We start from the raw sequence: 16,200 nt of genomic DNA on the forward strand, positions 1-16,200 counted from the left end.
GTGCTCCAGCGCTGGCCAAGTCATTGCATCAGGGACAACGCACGCCGGCGTTCTTCGTTGCTGCACTGCACAATGAATAGCATATTGATTCTGCGGACGATAGATTATCAGGCCCGGCAGATGACGGAACCCGTTGCGTGCAGACCGGCTCTTCACCTCGGCGCCAATCCCCCCTAAAGCTGCCGGCGGGAAAAAAGGGGTTATCATGCGTCATCGCGTTCTCGTCGGGTCTGCGGCACTCATCCTGTCCATCGCCGCCACGCCGCTGGCCTTTGCGGCGACGGCGCCGGTGGCGGCCACCGCGTCCGAGGATGCGCGGCTGACAGCGTTCCTCGATGCCGAGTTCGCCCAGGAGGTCAAGCAGCGGCCGCAGCTGGCAACCCGGCTCGGGGTCAAGGACGGCCAGGACAAGCTCGACGACATCAGCGACGCCGCCGCGATGAAGCAGCTGCAATGGCGCCGGGACAGCGTGGCGCGGATGAAGAAGGCGTTCGACCGCGCCAGGCTTTCGCCGGCGGCGCAGGCCAATTTCGACATCTGGGCGCTCGAGCTCGACCGTGCCGAACTGTCCTATCGCAACCGTGGCTTTCAGCCGCCGTTCTACTCCTTCCTCTATTCGGTGCATTCGCAGCTGCCGAATTTCCTCATCAGCACGCACACCGTGAACGATGCCGCCGACATGAAGGCTTATGTCGCGCGGCTGCGCGCCATCCCCGGCGTGCTCGACACGGCCATCGCGCGCAGCCGCCAGTCGGATGCGGCCGGCATTCACGCGCCGCGGTTCCAGATCGAGCGTGTCATTGCCGGCAGCCGATCGATCGTCACCGGAGCGCCCTTCGGCGACGGCCCCGATTCGCCGTTGTGGAGCGATATCAAGGCCAAGGGCGCCAAGCTCGTCTCGACGGGCAAGGCGACGCAGGCCGAGGTCGATGCCATGCTTGCCGAAGCGCGCACCGCCTTGCTGGCGATCCGTCCCGCCTACGACCGGGTCATCGCCTGGGCGGAAGCCGATCTGCCGGCTGCGCCCAGCGGCCGCGTCGGCGCCGTGTCGCTGCCCGGCGGGGCCGATTGGTATGCCGCCGCGCTGAAACTTGCCACGACCACGAACCTGACGCCCGAACAGGTGCACCAGACCGGGTTGAAGGAGGTGGCGCGGATCGAGGCCGAACAGGACGCGCTGGCGCGCCAGGCCGGCTTCAAGGACCGCGAAGCCTTTTACGCCGAGCGCGCGCGGCTGTTTCCGACCGCGCCATGGACCGATGCCAGCCGCGCCGAATATCTGCGCATCGCCAATGAATCGATTGCCAACACCCGCAAGCTGTTGCCAAAATATTTCGGTGAACTCCCGGCCTATCGCATGGAAGTGATCCGCGAGCCGTCGTTCAGCGAAGTCGCCGGCGGTGCCGCCCATGCCGCAGGGCCGAGCCCCGACGGGGTGCGCCCTGGCCGGGTCTATGTCCATCTGCTCGGCACATCGGAAGACCCGGCCGCGGTCTATGACCTGATGTGCCACGAGGGCATTCCGGGTCATGTCATGCAGGGCGATATCCAGGCGCGCCAGTCGAGCGGGCCGAAGTTCCGCAAGGCCTATGGCTATGTCGCGTTCGGGGAGGGCTGGGGCCTGTACAGCGAGGCACTGTGCAAGGAAATGGGGGCGTATCCCGATCTCGCCGCCGATTTCATGCGGCTCGATGCCGAACTGTTCCGCGCCGCGCGGCTCGTCGTCGATACCGGCATCCATGCCAAGGGCTGGACCGAGCAACAGGCAAATGATTACATGATCAAGACCGGCCGCACGCCGGTCGACAAGGCCCGGTCCGAGGTGCGCCGCTACATCACGCTGCCGGGGCAGGCGACCGGCTACAAGATCGGCATGATCAAGATCATGGAATTGCGCCGCAAGGCCGAGGCGGCACTGGGAAGCAAGTTCGACCTGAAGAGCTTTCATGACCTGCTGATCGGTTCGGGGTCGTTGCCGCTCGACGTGCTGGAGCGCCGGGTCGACGACTGGATCGCGGTGAACAAATAGCGCGGACGCGCCGCGTCTTCAGGGCCGCCGGGCTGGTGCTTGCCGCAGCCCGGGCGACCCCATAAAAGGCGCGTCGCTGCCGGCGGCGGCGTGCAATGCGCCCGTAGCTCAGTTGGATAGAGCGCGGGACTTCTAATCCTGAGGCCGCTGGTTCGAATCCAGCCGGGCGCACCAATACCGCCGTTTGCTGCCGTTTCCTGTTCTGGCGCCGCCCATGCGGTCGTCCGAACCCGCCAGAACGAAATGCCGGGTGCGGGTGTCGAATCCGGCCGGCGGCGACGCCCAAGTGAATAAAAGGCGTCAGTCCGCCTTGAGGGCGGCGAGTTCATTTCCGCTCGGATCGCGGAAGTGGAAGCGTCGACCTCCCGGAAAGGCGAAAACCGGCTTGGTGATGACCCCGCCCGCCTTGTTCACCGCTTCGAGCGACGCCTCCAGATCATCGACGGCAATGACCGCCAGGGGCGCGGACGTGGCTTCGCTGGCGTCCGCTTGCAGGCCGATGTCCACGTCACCGGTCAACGTGCAGGTGTAGCTTGGGCCGAAGTCGGTGAAGGCAAGGCCGAACGCATCGGCATAGAATGCGCGGGCCGAAGGCAAATCGGATGCGGGCAATTCTACGAAGCAGATACGAGACATTATTTGCCCTCCGAAAGTTTCTTGCGCGGCGTCCTGGTGGTGGGCTTCAAGCCTGCTGCGCTGCGGGCAATCCACGATCGCAGGCTGTCGCGATCGGACAGCATAGCGTCCGGTACTAGCAGATAGCTTTTGCTCGGAGGATCGTCCGGTTCATACCGCAGCGGCCGGACGTCGGGCACCGCGCGCATCGCCGCGTGATCTGCGCCCGTCATCTTGAGCGCAAGCCCGACATTCGACAGCGAAGCGAATGCCTGCCCGGCGGCATAACCCATGATCCCGCCGAACATCGGGCGGAACCCGAGTTCAAGGTCGGGTGGGCACGCCGCCGCCATGACGGTCTGCAATTCCTTCGGATCGTGCCCCACGCGCTCGCCTCATCGCCTTTCGATCGATCCTATGCGTTCACCCGGCTCCTGCCAACAGGGTGTCCGCATGACGCGCCGGGCCGATGGTCTCCTTGCCCTTCGCGAACGGCCGCAGTAGCAGAGACGTTGGCGCACGGTGCTCGGGTGCTCGCCATCTCGAGCGATGAAGCCCTTGGGGAGCGGAAATTTCGGCGCGCATACAATCGCTTAACCATTCTGCGCTAACGCATTCGCATCAAACCCCGCGAAAGAGGCCAAGTGGAAGGCGCCGTCTATGCCCTGATCCTCAACGCGCTGGTGGCGCTGTTGTTTTCGGTCGCTTTTGCCATCATCCGGATGTCCTACCCGGGTGATCGGCGCTTTCCCTGGTTCTGCACGGCCTATCTGCTCGGCATGATGACACCGCTGAGCGAGCTTGGCGTGCGTTTCACCGCGCATCAATCCTGGTTCATGGCGACGAGCTACCTCAGCTTCCTGTTGTCGATCATCGCGATGGCGATGGGGCTTGCCGTCGTCGCCGGTCGGGCGCCGCCGTGGCGGTTGGCCGGCGCCATCGTCGCGACGGGCGTGCTGACGCGGATCGCCATCTGGGGCGGGCCGCGTGACGACCTCGCCTATGAACTTGCCTATCAGGCGCCTTTCGCCATCGCCGCCGGACTGGGCATGGCCATCGCCATCGATGTCGCCAAGGCAAACCGAAGCCGGCTATGGCTTGCGGTCGCCATCGCCTTCGGCTTTCTCGTCGTCTATCTGCTGGTTAAGCCGTTCTTTGCCAATGCCTTTGGGTCGGGCGCGACGGCTGCCGCCTATACGTCCAGCCGTTATGCGCTGTTTTCGCAGGCGACCGGCGGCGCGCTGATCGTGACCGTCGGACTGTTGATCCTGCTGATCGTGGTCGATGCGGCGATGGGCAAGACGTTGCTCGAATCGGAAAGCGACGCGCTGACCGGGATCGCAAATCGGCGCGGCTTCGAGCGCCAGTCGGCGCGTGTCTTCGCCGATGCGCGCCGCACCGGCAAGCCGCTGACGATCGTAACGTTCGATCTCGATCGCTTCAAGGCGATCAACGACACTTATGGTCATTCCGCCGGGGACGCGGTCATCCGGGCCTTTGCTGATGTCCTCAGGTCCGAGGCGCCGGAGTCGGCGGTGATCGCGCGGCTTGGCGGCGAGGAGTTCGTGATGCTGCTCGACCGCACGTCGCAACGGGGCGCTTGGCCGATCGCCCAGGCCGTGCGCGAGGCGACGATGGCCATGGACAGACGCCTGCCGCCGGTGACCGTCAGCGGCGGTATCGCCGAACGGCAGCCCGGCGACAGCCTGGACACGGTGCTGCACCGCGCCGACCGCTGGGCCTATGCCGCCAAGAATAGCGGCCGCAACCGCATCTGCCCCGATCCGGCCGGCGCGAGCCTGCGAGTGATCGCCCGCAACAACTGAAGCCTTGCCCGCCGGGGAGGGTGCCGCTGCCGTCCGGCCGTGTGAATTTTCCGCGTCATGTCTTGACGCCATTGCGACAGCGGCACATATGCCTCCTCACTGTTGGCACTCGCGTTTGTTGAGTGCCAACAGGCAGAATCCCAATCAAAGTGAGGGCTACAATGACATTCCGTCCGCTCCACGACCGAGTGCTCGTGCGCCGCGTCGAAGCCGAAGAAAAGACCGCTGGCGGGATCATCATCCCGGATACCGCGAAGGAAAAGCCGCAGGAAGGCGAAGTCGTCTCGGTCGGCACCGGCGCCCGTGGTGACGACGGCACCGTCCATCCGCTGGAAGTCAAGGCCGGCGACAAGATCCTGTTCGGCAAATGGTCGGGCACCGAGGTCAAGGTCGGCGGCGAAGACCTGATCATCATGAAGGAAAGCGACATTCTGGGGATCCTGGGCTGAAGCCCGAGACCGCCTGAACGTCAGCATTAATCGAAGGAAATCACCATGGCAGCCAAAGACGTAAAGTTCGGCCGCGACGCGCGTGAGCGCATTCTGCGCGGCGTCGACATTCTCGCCGATGCAGTGAAGGTCACGCTGGGTCCCAAGGGCCGCAACGTCGTCATCGAAAAGTCGTTCGGTGCTCCGCGTATCACCAAGGACGGCGTCACCGTCGCCAAGGAAATCGAACTGAAGGACAAGTTCGAGAACCTGGGCGCCCAGATGGTCCGCGAAGTCGCTTCGAAGACCAACGACATCGCCGGTGACGGCACCACCACCGCCACTGTGCTGGCCCAGGCCATCGTGCGCGAAGGCATGAAGTCGGTTGCCGCCGGCATGAACCCGATGGACCTGAAGCGCGGCATCGATCTCGCCGTCGGCAAGGTCGTCGCGGATCTTAAGGCGCGTTCGAAGCCGGTCGCCGGCACCTCGGAAATCGCCCAGGTCGGCACCATCTCGGCCAATGGCGAAACCGAAATCGGTGACATGATTGCCAAGGCCATGGAAAAGGTCGGCAAGGAAGGCGTCATCACCGTCGAAGAAGCCAAGGGCATGGACAGCGAACTCGACGTCGTCGAGGGCATGCAGTTCGATCGTGGCTATCTGTCGCCGTACTTCATCACCAACCCGGAAAAGATGCAGGTCGAACTCGATTCGCCCTATATCCTGATCCACGAGAAGAAGCTCTCGAACCTGCAGGCGCTGCTGCCGGTGCTCGAAGCGGTCGTCCAGTCGGGCCGCCCGCTGCTGATCATCGCCGAAGACGTCGAAGGCGAAGCGCTGGCGACCCTGGTCGTCAACAAGCTGCGTGGCGGCCTGAAGGTTGCTGCCGTCAAGGCGCCGGGCTTCGGTGATCGCCGCAAGGCCATGCTGGAAGACATCGCCGTCCTGACCAAGGGCGAGATGATTTCGGAAGACCTCGGCATCAAGCTCGAAAACGTCACCCTGCCGATGCTCGGCCAGGCCAAGCGCGTCACCATCGACAAGGACAACACCACGATCGTCGATGGCGCTGGCGATGCCGACAGCATCAAGGGCCGTGTCGAGCAGATCCGCGCCCAGATCGAAATCACCACGTCGGACTATGACAAGGAGAAGCTGCAGGAGCGTCTTGCCAAGCTCGCCGGCGGTGTTGCGGTCATCAAGGTCGGCGGTTCGACCGAAGTCGAAGTCAAGGAGCGCAAGGATCGCGTCGACGACGCCCTGCACGCCACGCGCGCAGCGGTTGAAGAAGGCATCGTTCCAGGCGGTGGTACGGCGCTGCTGTACGCGACCAAGGCGCTCGAAGGCCTCAAGGGTGCCAACGACGACCAGACCCGCGGTGTCGACATCATCCGCCGGGCGCTGTTCGCCCCGGTCCGTCAGATTGCGTCGAACGCCGGCCATGACGGTGCCGTCGTTTCGGGCAAGCTGCTCGATGGCGATGACGACAAGATTGGCTTCAACGCCCAGACCGACGTGTATGAAAACCTCGTCGCCGCTGGCGTGATCGATCCGACCAAGGTCGTCCGCACCGCGCTGCAGGATGCCGCTTCGGTCGCATCGCTGCTGATCACCACGGAAGCGGCGATCAGCGATCTGCCTGCCGACGACAAGGGCGGTGCCGGTGGCGGCATGCCCGGTGGCGGCATGGGCGGCATGGGCGGGATGGACTTCTAAGTCCTTCCCTCCGACACAGGAATTGGGGTCGCAGCGCAAGCTGCGGCCCTTTTTCTTTGTCGCGATCGCTTGCCGTTTGTCGGTCATTGCCATACATAACGTATATGTTTCATATATAGGGTGGTGGGCGGTGGGATTGGTCAATATCGACGATGCGCTGCACGAGCAGCTGCGCCGGGCCAGCAAGGTGTCGTTTCGATCGATCAACGCCCAGGCGGCGTTCTGGATCAGGATCGGCATGCTCGGTGAGCTCAACCCCGAGATGACATTTCAGCAGCTCGCTGCGCGGGATCTCAGCGAGGCTGGTGTCGACCCCGCCCAGATCGTCGACGCACGATGATAAAGTCGCCGGAGGCGCTCGCCCATATGGCGGAAGCCGGGCGCCTGCTCGCCGCGGTCTTCACCCATCTCGACGGCCAAAGCCTGGCCGGGCGGACGACGATGGCGATCAATGATCTGGTCGAAAGCTATATCGTCGACGCGCTCGGCGCGCGCCCGGCCAGCAAGGGGCAATATGGCTATGGCTATGTCCTCAACTGCTCGCGCAATCAGGTCGTGTGCCACGGCGTGCCTTCGGACAGCGAACATGTCGCCGACGGCGACATTCTCAATCTCGACATCACATTGGAAAAGAACGGCTTTATCGCCGATTCCAGCAAGACCTACCTGGTCGGCAATGTGTCGCCGGCGGCAAGGCGGCTGGTCGAGACCTGCTATGAGGCGCTGTGGAAGGGCATCCGCGCCGTGCGGCCGGGCGCCCGCCTCGGCGATATCGGCCATGCCATCGAACGCCATGCCAAGCGTTCCGGCTATTCGGTGGTGCGCGAATATTGCGGCCATGGTATCGGGGAACAGATGCACGAGGAGCCGCAGATCCTCCATTTCGGCAAGCCGGGCACGGGCCTGGTGCTGCGCGAAGGCATGGTCTTCACCATCGAACCGATGCTCAACCAGGGGCGCCGCAGTGTCCGGACCGAAGACGATGGCTGGACCGTCGTCACCGTCGACGGCAAGCTGTCGGCGCAGTTCGAGCACACGGTGGCGGTGACCCGCGACGGCGTGCGCGTTCTTACGCTTCGCCCGGACGAGGTGCCGCCGGCGCGCTGATGCGCTCGGCGACTTTGACCGCGGCCCACAGATCTTCCTGCGCGTCGAGGGGCAGGGCAGCAAAATCGCCGTTGGCCAAGGCCTCCATGGCGCGGAACCGCCGTTCGAACTTGGCACTGCCGGCGCGCAAGGCCGCCTCGGCATCGATATCATGGCGGCGAAGCAGGTTGACGACGACGAACAGCAGGTCGCCGGCTTCCTCGACCCGGTGAATGTCGCTGGTGGCGGTGTCGAACTCGGCCAGTTCCTCGTCCACCTTGGCGCGCACGCTCGCCAGGTCGGGCCAGTCGAAGCCGACGCGCGCCGCGCGCGACTGGAGTTTCTGGGCGCGCATCAACGCGGGCAGGGCGGTCGCCACGCCGTCGAGCGCCGACACCGCGCCATCGGTCGCGGCGCGTTCGGCAGCCTTGATCGCCTCCCAATCGGCCTTTTGCGCGTCGGCATCGGCGGCGCGGGCCGCGGTTCCGAAGATATGCGGGTGCCGCCGCTCCATCTTGGCGCAGACCCCGTCGATCACATCGGCGATGTCGAAGTGGCCGGCTTCCTGCGCCATGCGCGAATGAAAGACGACCTGGAACAGCAGGTCGCCGAGTTCCGACCGCAATTCGCCGAAGTCGCCGTTGCCGATCGCCTCGGCGACCTCATAGGCTTCCTCGATGGTATAGGGCGCGATGCTGGCGAAATCCTGCGCCAGGTCCCAGGGGCAGCCTGCGACGGGATCGCGCAGCCGCGCCATGATGGCGATGATGCGATCGAGGCCGTGGCGCTCAACGTCAAGGTCGGGAACGGTCATGCTTGCTCCTGCAGCGCCTGTGCCGGAACGCTTTAGGATGGGACCGTGGAGCGGGGAAGGGGCCGCCGGCCCCGGGGGGCCGGCGGCCGAAGGATCAGGCGATGCTTGCCTGCAGCGCGCGGCGGCGCATGGCCCCGCCGACGAGGCCGAAGCCGGCGATCATCATCGCCCAGCTCGACGGTTCGGGGACGTTGTTGGCACTGATGTAGTTGCGCAGGATCTGGGCCGTGTTGATCTTGTAGTTCGGCCGGGTCAGGATATCAAAGGCGAGGTTCCAGCCCATGGCGTCCATGATCGCCAGGTCCTGGGCGGTGACGATGCCCTGCTGGCAGATGCCGCCCGTCGGATCGTGGATGCCGACCTGCGGTTCGAGCAGGATCGTGCAGCTCACGCCGTCATGGATGCGCGCGCCTTCGCGCCAGTGCGAGGTCTGGAAGCCATCGGGCCCGGCCGAAAAGCCGGCGTTGCCGAGATATTCGGTCGCGCCGCCATCGATCGAGAAATAGGGATTGCCGCCCCAGGTGTTGTCCCACACGCCATTCTTGTACCGGAACATGTCGGTGTTCGAAGGACGCGAGTTGAGCGTGGTGTTCTGACCGACGGCGCTGGTGAAGCCGAGCGCATGGCCCATTTCGTGGACGGCGACGGAGATGAAGTCCGACGACAAGGTCTGGAAGCCATCATTGGTGTCGAAATCGAACATCCGTGCGCTGTTGAAGCGGATGGTCGCATCGGACGCGGTCGACGTGCCGGTGTAGAGACCGAGTGCCTTTTGCAACGACGTGTTGAGCGACACATTGGCATTGCTGAAATTGGGCAGATTGGCGACGACACTGGCATCGAGCGCCGTGGTGGCATCGGCGATCATTGCCGTCTTCCAGGCCGACGTCGCCTTGCTGCCCGACGAGCTCGACGCAGACCCGAGCGTGCTCGGTGCAAAACCCTGGGTGGTGAAGCCGACGTTGAAATTCACCGTCACATCATCGAGCAGGACCGATTCCCAATAATCGGCAGCGGCACGAAAGCCGGTGTAGGCTGCGGTTCCGGTTTCGACACCTCCGGTGTTGTTGAGGACGATGGTCAATGCCGATGCGCTGCCGGACGCCATTGTGCATCCCAGCAAGGCGCCGGCCAAGGCAAGCCTGTGTCTCATGGTTATATGTACCCCTGATGTACCGCGACCCCCTCGACCGCGATGTGTCGCAATGTGGTAACAAAATTGCCGCAGTGCAAACAGAATATTACTATTGAGAAGTTAACGAGAATTGCGGCGGAGTTAAGGGTGCATCCAGGCGATGTACCCGACTTGCATTTAGCCGATAATATATATTATGCTAAATAACATATGGCTTGGCGAATGGATCGCCTGCCACTATCGCCCGGTCCTGCGATGCCGCGCCAGCATATTCCCCAGGCTGCCGACCTGTTCGGCGACATCGAGGCAACGCCGAAGGTTCGCCCACGCGACTATCTGCCCGGACTTGTCGTCGCCGTGCTGGCGACCATGGCAGCAGCCAGCCTCACACAGCGCTATGGCGCGCCGTTGACGCTGATGGCGTTGCTCATCGGCCTGGCGCTCAACTTCCTGTCGGCGGATCGGCGACTGACCCCGGGCTTGACGCTGGCGTCGCGCGAACTGCTGCGCTGGGCGATCGTCCTGGTCGGCGCGCGGATCACCCTCGCGCAGATCGCGGCGCTCGGCCCGGAATCGCTGGTGATGGTGGTCATCACGGTCACTGTCACCATCGCCGCCGGTGTCGGCGCCGCACGGCTGCTTGGATTTTCGGCACCATTCGGCGTTCTGGCGGGCGGTGCCGTTGCCATCTGCGGCGGTTCGGCAGCCATGGCGCTGTCGGCAACCTTGGGCGAGCGCCGCGTCCGCCAGGCCGAACTCACGCTCGTCCTCGTCGGCATTTCGGCGATGAGCGCGCTGGCGATGATGGTGTATCCGACCATCGCCCATGGCCTCGGGTTCAACGATGCCCAGGCCGGCTATTTCCTCGGCGGATCCATCCATGACGTGGCGCAGGCGCTGGGTGCCGGCTATGCCTTTTCGCCGGCAGCCGGCGAAACCGCGACCATCGTCAAGCTGGCGCGGGTGGCGATGCTGGCGCCGGTGCTCGGCGTCATTGCGTTGCGGTTCCCGCCGCAGCTGGAGATCACTGCACCCCATGGCAAGCCCACGGCGCGGACGGCGATCGTGCCATGGTTCGTGCTCGGCTTCTTCGGTGTTGCCGCGATCAATTCGACGGGAATCATTCCCGCGCCGGTGTCGCTGTTCGCCGCCGACAGCGCGGCCTGGATGCTCGCCATTTCGGTTGCCGCGACGGCGATCCGCTCGCCGCTTGCGGAGATTTTGAAGGCCGGGCCAAAGCCCCTGCTCGTCATCGCCGTCTCGACGCTGACGGCCTTTGCGCTGTCGCTGCTCTATGCCTGGCTTGGCATCAGCTGACCGGATCGAGCAGGATCGTCAGCCCGTCATGGCCCGGCACGACGCCGACCGGCAGCTCGGCCGCCAGCGTCGCATAGTCCATCGACTGGTCCATATGAGTCAGCACCGCCGCAGCCGGGCGGTAGTGCGAGATCCAGTCGAGCGTTTGCGCCAGATGGCTGTGCGTCGGGTGCGGAGTGCGCCGCAGCGCATCGACAACCCACAAATCGAGCCCTTGCAGCGCTGCGTCCGCGCGGGTGTCGAGGTGCTTCACATCGGTCGAATAAGCGAGGGCGCGGCCGCCTGCATCGATGCGATAGCCCGTCGAATCGATATTGCCGTGGTTCTGCTCGAACGGTGTGACGCGCATGGCGCCGACAGTCATCGGCCCGGTCAGGGTCGTGGCCGTGCACGTCGGCGGATAGAATTCCGTGCCTTCGAACACATAGTCGAAGCGCTGGCGCAGCACCCGCCAGGTTGGCGCCGAGGCATAGCAGGCGACCGGGGTTCGCATCGCATGGAACACCTGCCGCAGATCGTCGATGCCATGGGCGTGGTCGGCATGGTCATGGGTGAGCAGCACGGCATCGAGCCGGCTGACCCGTGCCGACAGCAATTGCTCGCGCAGGTCGGGGCCGGTGTCGATCAGGACGGTGGTGCCGGCATGTTCGACGAGCACCGAAACCCGGCGGCGGCGGTTCTTCGGCTCGGTCGGGTCGCACGCCCCCCAGTCCCCCGCCCCGTCGGCGCCGCCGATGCGCGGCACGCCGCTCGAGGTGCCGCTGCCGAGCATCGTCAATCGCATCGGTCAGCGCCCAGATTTGGTGAACAGGGCGCCGAAATTGGCAGTTGTGCTGCTCGCGAGCGCTTCGGACGTCTCGCCGCGCAGCGCTGCCACGAACGCCGCGGTATGGGCGACGAAGCCCGGCTCGCAGGTCTTGCCGCGCATCGGCACCGGCGCCAGGAACGGTGCGTCGGTTTCGACCAGCAGCCGGTCGGCAGGGATGGTCCTGGCGCTGGCCTGCAGATCATGGGCGTTGCGAAACGTCACGATGCCTGACAGCGATATGTAAAATCCCAGCGCAAGTGCCTGATCGGCAAAGTCCTGGCTCGCTGTGAAACAGTGGATGACGCCGGTCAGCGCCCCCTCACCCGGTTCCCGCAGCAACGCCAGCGTGTCGGCTTCGGCGTTGCGCGTGTGGACGATGATCGGCAGGCCGGTGGCACGTGCCGCGAGGATGTGGGCGCGAAAGCTGGCGCGCTGCCGTTCCCGGTCGCTCTTGTCATAGAAATAGTCGAGCCCGGTTTCGCCGATGCCGATGACCCGGCCGTGACCGGCGGCGTCGATAAGCGTCGCGGCATCGGTATCGGGGTGAAGGTCGGCCTCGTGGGGGTGGATGCCGACCGTCGCCCAGACGTCGTCCTCGGCATCGGCGAGGCCGACAACCTCGTCCCATTCCGCCCGCTTCGTCGCGATGCCCAGGAAACCGCCGACACCGGCGGCGCGCGCCCGTGCCAGAACGCCCTGCACGTCCTCGCGCAGGCCGGGGTAGTTGAGGTGGCAGTGGCTGTCGATCAACATGGGCTTGTCTTACAATGCCTTGGACATGCGGACCAGCGGCACCGGTGCGCCGCCGTTGCTGTCGAAAATGCGTTCAACGGCGACGAAGCCGGATGTGCGGTACAGGGGTTCGCCCGACAGGGTCGCCATCAATTCGACCGTTTGGAACCCGGCACGGCGCGCCGCCGCCTCGCAGCAGGTCAGCACCGCCCTGCCCACCCCGCGGCGCGCAAAGGCCGGGTCGGTATACATGGCCCTGATCCGCGCCGGCTCGGTGGCGGGGTCGAGCATGCGGGCATCGCGCCCGGCGGAATGGTCGCCGCCGTACAAGGTGGCGCGTCGGCTCCAGCCACCGCTGCCCGCCAGCTGACCATCGAGTTCGGCGAGATAGTAGCAATTGTCCAGGATCAACTGGCTATCCAGCCCCATCACGGCCTTGCTCGCCTCGACCTCCGACGGCGTCAGAAAGGTCGATTGCAACTGCGCAATCGCCCGCGCCATCATCGCCCGCAATGCCGGCAAGTCATCCGTTGTGGCAAGACGCAGGACAGGCGTCACGCCGCTGCTTCGCTCCAGCGCGGGAAGACGCCCTGCGGGTCCGGAAGCTGCGTTCCGGCCGCAACAACATCGCCCAGGTTACTGAACTGGCGTGCGTCCGGTGCCACGCCCAGCTGGTCGAGCAGCCGCGCCGACGCCTCGGGCACGAAGGGCTGGGTCAACAGCACGATCCGGCGTGTCGCATCGAGCGTCGCCTGCAGCACATGCCCCATCGCGGCGACGTCGGTCTTGGCGAGCTTCCACGGCGCGTTGTCGGCGAAATAGCCATTGGCGGCGTTGACCATCGCCATCACCGCTTCCAGCGCGCGGTTCAATTGCAACCCCGCCATCGCGCCGAAATAGGCCTGGGTCAGCGTGTCCAGGCTTTCGGACAGCGGCTCCGCCCCCTCGCTGGCGCCGGACCCCGGCATGGCGCCGCCCAGGTTCTTGGCAACCATCGACAGCGCTCGTTGCGCCAGATTGCCGATGCCATTGGCCAGATCGGCATTGGTGCGCTCGATGATCGCTTCGTCGCTGTAGCTGCCGTCCTCGCCAAAGGCGACCTCGCGCAGCAGGAACCAGCGTAGACGGTCGACGCCGAAGCGCTCCGCCATCGCCGCAGGGTCGACGACATTGCCGTCCGACTTTGACATCTTGACGCCGCGATTGAGCACAAAACCATGGCCGAACACGGTTTTCGGCAATGCCAGCCTGGCCGACATCAGGAACGCCGGCCAGTAGACGGCGTGAAAGCGAACGACATCCTTGCCGATGACGTGCAGGTCGGCCGGCCACCATTCGCCCTCGAGGCCGCCCGCGCCGGTCAGATAGTTCGCCAGGGCATCGACCCAGACATACATCACATGCCCGGGGCTGCCGGGGACCGGAATGCCCCAGTCAAAACTTGTCCGCGACATCGACAGATCTGAAAGTCCGCCGGAAACGAAAGATCGCATCTCGTTGAAACGGCTTGCAGGCTGGATGAAGTCGGGGTGCGCCGCATAATGGGCGAGCAGTGGTTCGGCATAGGCGGACAGCTTGAAGAACCAGCTTTCCTCGACGGTCCATTCGACTGCGGTGCCCTGGGGCGACAGCTTGACCGCCCTGCCCTCGGCGTCTTCGCCGGCGATCAGTTCCGCCTCGTCGTAATAGGCTTCGTCGCGGACCGAATACCAGCCTTCGTAGCGGCCGAGATACAGGTCGCCATTGGCCGCCATGCGGTCCCACAGCGCCTGGCACAGGTCCTTGTGATCCGCGTCGGTCGTGCGGATGAAGCGATCGAAGCTGATGCCGAGCTGGCGATCGAGGTCGATGAAGGGCTGCGACGTGGCGTCGACATAGGCGCGGGGTTCGATGCCCGCCACCCGCGCCGCCTGCGCGATCTTGAGGCCGTGCTCGTCGGTCCCGGTCAGGAAGCGGACGTCGAAACCATCGAGGCGCTTGAAGCGGGCGATGGCGTCGGTGGCGATCGCTTCATAGGCATGGCCCATGTGCGGCTTGCCATTGGGATAGGCGATGGCGGTGGTGATGTAGAAACGCGGGTTCATGGTGGCGGAATGCGGGAGAAACTGCCGTCGTGCAACCCAATCTAATCCACCCGGGCAAGGCCGGCGATCTTGCGCGCCAGGTCGAAGGCCACCGATTGCGGATCGAGCGACAGGCCGATTGCGCTGCCGGCCAGCGCTGTCGCTGCCTCCCAATCGGACAGGGTGCGGGCCAGCGCCGGGCCATTGCGCGTGCGCGCGGCCTGCGCCAGCATGGCCGGCGCCAGGTCGAGGAACGCGTCGTAGCGCGCGCTGTTGCCTTTCCCCGCCAGCGACCGCGCCAGCGCAAGGGCCCGGCCCGCCGCGGCCTCCGGCGGCGAATCCGCCAGTTCGGACAGTTGCTCCGCCAGCGCCGCCACGCCGCTTTCGGCAAAGCGCAGCGCCCGCCCGGGCGCGCCGTCCGCCATGCGCACCAGTGCCGCGCGGTCCTCGTCGTCAAGGCTGGGCGCAGCGTCGGCGAGCAGGGTATCGACTTCGGCATCGGTCAGCCGCGCAAAGCGCAAGGCCCGGCAGCGCGACCGGATGGTCGGCAACAGCCGCCCCGGAGTATGGCTGATCAGGAAGAACAGGGTTTGCTGCGGGGGTTCCTCAAGATTCTTCAGCAAAGCATTGGCAGACTGAACATTCATCTCGTCGGCGCTGTCGACGATGACCACCCGCCAGTCGGCGATCGACGGCGTCTGGCGAAACAATGGCTGCAGGGCGCGCACCTCGTCGATCCGGATCGCGGCGCGCTGCTTGCCCTTGTCGTCTTCGGTGCGGACCAGCCGGCGAAAATCCGGATGGCTGCCGGCCGCGATCATCGCCGCGGCAGGCGTTCCGTCGCCGCCGGCAAAGGCGGCACCATGCGGCTTGCCAGCGAGCAGCCACGTCGCCGCGGCTTGTGCGAACAGCGCCTTGCCCAGCCCCTGCGGGCCGGTGAGCAGCCAGGCGTGATGCGGGCGGTCGCCGGCGAAGGCCGACTTGAAAGCCGCCACCGGCGCGCCGTGGCCGATCATGGGCGCACGTGTGCAGCGATCTGGGCCGCCAGCGTAGCGACGGGCTGGTCGGCGTGGAAGCCATGGCAGCGGCGCGCCTCGTTGATCGGCAGCCGGGCAAAGAAGCGCGCGATGCGGCCGTGAAACCCCACATCATGACTTTCGAACCGCGCTTCCCCATCGTCGCGGGACCGCGCCCGCTGCAGGCCGAGATCGGCCGAAATCATCATCACGATCGTGATGTCGGGCCACAGGTCGCCGGTGACCTGGCGATGCAGCGTGCACAGTTCGGCGTCGGCGATCCCCTTGCCGGCCCCCTGGTAGGCGCGCGTCGAATCGACATAACGATCGCAGATCACCCAGTCGCCGCGCGCCAGCGCCGGGCGGATGACGCGCTCGACATGATCGGCCCGCGCTGCGTTGACAAGGCAGGTTTCCGCCCAGGCCGACCAGCGGTCGGCAGCGCCGGTGACGAGCAACCGGCGCAGCGCCTCCGCGCCGACCGTGCCGCCGGGTTCGCGTGTCAGGACAACGGCTTGGCCGGCGTCGCTCAGTGCATCTGCGAGCAGCCGCGCCTGGGTCGACTTGCCGCTGCCTTCACCGCCTTCGAAGCTGATGAAGCGGCCTGCCATG

At 65.5% G+C, this 16,200-nt stretch carries 16 protein-coding genes, 1 tRNA gene and 2 pseudogenes; 8 read left to right on the forward strand and 11 right to left on the reverse strand.

The annotated features are described in order from the left end of the window. Positions 1-205 precede the first annotated feature (205 nt). Both GGQ62_RS02280 and GGQ62_RS02285 read left to right on the forward strand, forming a co-directional pair. Positions 206-2,029 carry a DUF885 domain-containing protein gene (locus tag GGQ62_RS02280; RefSeq protein WP_152576677.1) on the forward strand — a complete coding sequence of 608 codons (1,824 nt, stop codon included), beginning with the start codon at positions 206-208 and terminating at the stop codon, positions 2,027-2,029. A gap of 97 nt (positions 2,030-2,126) precedes the next feature. After that, a tRNA-Arg gene (locus GGQ62_RS02285) sits at positions 2,127-2,203 on the forward strand. A 126-nt stretch (positions 2,204-2,329) separates the two neighbouring features. Here the strand turns inward: GGQ62_RS02285 and GGQ62_RS02290 are convergent. Next, positions 2,330-2,665 carry a VOC family protein gene (locus GGQ62_RS02290; protein ID WP_152576676.1) on the reverse strand — a complete coding sequence of 112 codons (336 nt, stop codon included), beginning with the start codon at positions 2,663-2,665 and terminating at the stop codon, positions 2,330-2,332. Further along, positions 2,665-3,030, reverse strand: a complete 366-nt coding sequence (locus tag GGQ62_RS02295) for a TfoX/Sxy family protein (RefSeq protein ID WP_152576675.1) — start codon at positions 3,028-3,030, stop codon at positions 2,665-2,667. Before GGQ62_RS02295 ends, GGQ62_RS02290 begins: the two co-directional genes overlap by 1 nt. 258 nt (positions 3,031-3,288) lie before the next feature. On the opposite strand from GGQ62_RS02295, the gene GGQ62_RS16660 reads away from it, so the two are divergent. From GGQ62_RS16660 to map, 5 genes are all read left to right on the forward strand, one after another. After that, entirely contained in the window at positions 3,289-4,470 is a 1,182-nt protein-coding gene (locus tag GGQ62_RS16660; RefSeq protein ID WP_152576674.1) for a GGDEF domain-containing protein, read from the forward strand. Positions 4,471-4,631: 161 nt separating this feature from the next. Then, positions 4,632-4,919, forward strand: coding sequence for a co-chaperone GroES (gene groES, locus GGQ62_RS02305; RefSeq protein ID WP_152576673.1), 288 nt, complete (start codon positions 4,632-4,634; stop codon positions 4,917-4,919). A gap of 45 nt (positions 4,920-4,964) precedes the next feature. Further along, positions 4,965-6,617, forward strand: a complete 1,653-nt coding sequence (gene groL, locus GGQ62_RS02310) for a chaperonin GroEL (RefSeq protein WP_152576672.1) — start codon at positions 4,965-4,967, stop codon at positions 6,615-6,617. A 130-nt stretch (positions 6,618-6,747) separates the two neighbouring features. Then, positions 6,748-6,957 carry a ParD-like family protein gene (locus tag GGQ62_RS02315; protein WP_152576671.1) on the forward strand — a complete coding sequence of 70 codons (210 nt, stop codon included), beginning with the start codon at positions 6,748-6,750 and terminating at the stop codon, positions 6,955-6,957. Then, entirely contained in the window at positions 6,954-7,724 is a 771-nt protein-coding gene (map, locus tag GGQ62_RS02320; RefSeq protein WP_152576670.1) for a type I methionyl aminopeptidase, read from the forward strand. The genes GGQ62_RS02315 and map overlap by 4 nt, the downstream gene beginning before the upstream one ends. On the opposite strand, the gene mazG is transcribed toward map, so the two are convergent. The 3 genes and pseudogenes from mazG to GGQ62_RS16025 all read right to left on the reverse strand — a co-directional run. Next, the gene (gene mazG / locus GGQ62_RS02325) at positions 7,687-8,517 is read right to left on the reverse strand and encodes a nucleoside triphosphate pyrophosphohydrolase (protein ID WP_152576669.1); all 831 of its coding nucleotides are present in this window, start codon (positions 8,515-8,517) and stop codon (positions 7,687-7,689) included. The two genes, map and mazG, sit on opposite strands and share 38 nt — an antisense overlap. A gap of 94 nt (positions 8,518-8,611) precedes the next feature. After that, positions 8,612-8,722, reverse strand: a pseudogene (locus GGQ62_RS16745) (PEPxxWA-CTERM sorting domain-containing protein); the annotation flags it as partial. A 78-nt stretch (positions 8,723-8,800) separates the two neighbouring features. Continuing rightward, positions 8,801-9,670: pseudogene (locus GGQ62_RS16025) on the reverse strand (NF038122 family metalloprotease); the annotation flags it as partial. 237 nt (positions 9,671-9,907) lie between these two features. Between GGQ62_RS16025 and GGQ62_RS02335 the strand changes: the two are divergent. Further along, positions 9,908-10,969 (forward strand): YeiH family protein, encoded by a 1,062-nt coding sequence (locus GGQ62_RS02335; protein WP_152577065.1) that lies wholly within the window; start codon positions 9,908-9,910, stop codon positions 10,967-10,969. Here GGQ62_RS02335 and GGQ62_RS02340 read toward each other — a convergent pair. Genes GGQ62_RS02340 through tmk form a run of 6 tightly spaced genes read right to left on the reverse strand, consistent with a single transcriptional unit; the run spans position 10,962 to position 16,199 of the window. Further along, positions 10,962-11,753 carry an MBL fold metallo-hydrolase gene (locus tag GGQ62_RS02340; protein WP_152576668.1) on the reverse strand — a complete coding sequence of 264 codons (792 nt, stop codon included), beginning with the start codon at positions 11,751-11,753 and terminating at the stop codon, positions 10,962-10,964. The genes GGQ62_RS02335 and GGQ62_RS02340 overlap by 8 nt on opposite strands. 3 nt (positions 11,754-11,756) lie before the next feature. Next, positions 11,757-12,530 carry a TatD family hydrolase gene (locus tag GGQ62_RS02345; RefSeq protein ID WP_152576667.1) on the reverse strand — a complete coding sequence of 258 codons (774 nt, stop codon included), beginning with the start codon at positions 12,528-12,530 and terminating at the stop codon, positions 11,757-11,759. A gap of 9 nt (positions 12,531-12,539) precedes the next feature. After that, a complete protein-coding gene (locus GGQ62_RS02350) occupies positions 12,540-13,013 on the reverse strand; it encodes a GNAT family N-acetyltransferase (protein ID WP_153401071.1) in 474 nt (157 codons plus the stop codon). A gap of 50 nt (positions 13,014-13,063) precedes the next feature. Then, on the reverse strand, positions 13,064-14,746 hold the full coding sequence (gene metG, locus GGQ62_RS02355; protein WP_167649443.1) for a methionine--tRNA ligase: 1,683 nt from the start codon (positions 14,744-14,746) through the stop codon (positions 13,064-13,066). Then, the gene (locus GGQ62_RS02360) at positions 14,635-15,588 is read right to left on the reverse strand and encodes a DNA polymerase III subunit delta' (RefSeq protein ID WP_152576664.1); all 954 of its coding nucleotides are present in this window, start codon (positions 15,586-15,588) and stop codon (positions 14,635-14,637) included. Before GGQ62_RS02360 ends, metG begins: the two co-directional genes overlap by 112 nt. After that, positions 15,585-16,199, reverse strand: coding sequence for a dTMP kinase (tmk, locus tag GGQ62_RS02365; RefSeq protein WP_152576663.1), 615 nt, complete (start codon positions 16,197-16,199; stop codon positions 15,585-15,587). Before tmk ends, GGQ62_RS02360 begins: the two co-directional genes overlap by 4 nt. Position 16,200 lies beyond the last annotated feature (1 nt).

This window comes from Polymorphobacter fuscus, from assembly GCF_011927825.1.
Classification (GTDB): Bacteria; Pseudomonadota; Alphaproteobacteria; order Sphingomonadales; family Sphingomonadaceae; genus Sandarakinorhabdus; species Sandarakinorhabdus fusca.

What these genes read in the sequence shown, in the direction of transcription:
- GGQ62_RS02340 (WP_152576668.1), bottom strand. Translation starts at nt 11,753, where the DNA reads ATGCGATTGACGATGCTCGGCAGCGGCACCTCGAGCGGCGTGCCGCGC.
- groES (WP_152576673.1), top strand. Translation starts at nt 4,632, where the DNA reads ATGACATTCCGTCCGCTCCACGACCGAGTGCTCGTGCGCCGCGTCGAA.
- GGQ62_RS02360 (WP_152576664.1), bottom strand. Translation starts at nt 15,588, where the DNA reads ATGATCGGCCACGGCGCGCCGGTGGCGGCTTTCAAGTCGGCCTTCGCC.
- GGQ62_RS02280 (WP_152576677.1), top strand. Translation starts at nt 206, where the DNA reads ATGCGTCATCGCGTTCTCGTCGGGTCTGCGGCACTCATCCTGTCCATC.
- mazG (WP_152576669.1), bottom strand. Translation starts at nt 8,517, where the DNA reads ATGACCGTTCCCGACCTTGACGTTGAGCGCCACGGCCTCGATCGCATC.
- tmk (WP_152576663.1), bottom strand. Translation starts at nt 16,199, where the DNA reads ATGGCAGGCCGCTTCATCAGCTTCGAAGGCGGTGAAGGCAGCGGCAAG.
- GGQ62_RS02345 (WP_152576667.1), bottom strand. Translation starts at nt 12,530, where the DNA reads ATGTTGATCGACAGCCACTGCCACCTCAACTACCCCGGCCTGCGCGAG.
- GGQ62_RS02335 (WP_152577065.1), top strand. Translation starts at nt 9,908, where the DNA reads ATGCCGCGCCAGCATATTCCCCAGGCTGCCGACCTGTTCGGCGACATC.
- GGQ62_RS02350 (WP_153401071.1), bottom strand. Translation starts at nt 13,013, where the DNA reads ATGATGGCGCGGGCGATTGCGCAGTTGCAATCGACCTTTCTGACGCCG.
- groL (WP_152576672.1), top strand. Translation starts at nt 4,965, where the DNA reads ATGGCAGCCAAAGACGTAAAGTTCGGCCGCGACGCGCGTGAGCGCATT.
- GGQ62_RS02290 (WP_152576676.1), bottom strand. Translation starts at nt 2,665, where the DNA reads ATGTCTCGTATCTGCTTCGTAGAATTGCCCGCATCCGATTTGCCTTCG.
- map (WP_152576670.1), top strand. Translation starts at nt 6,954, where the DNA reads ATGATAAAGTCGCCGGAGGCGCTCGCCCATATGGCGGAAGCCGGGCGC.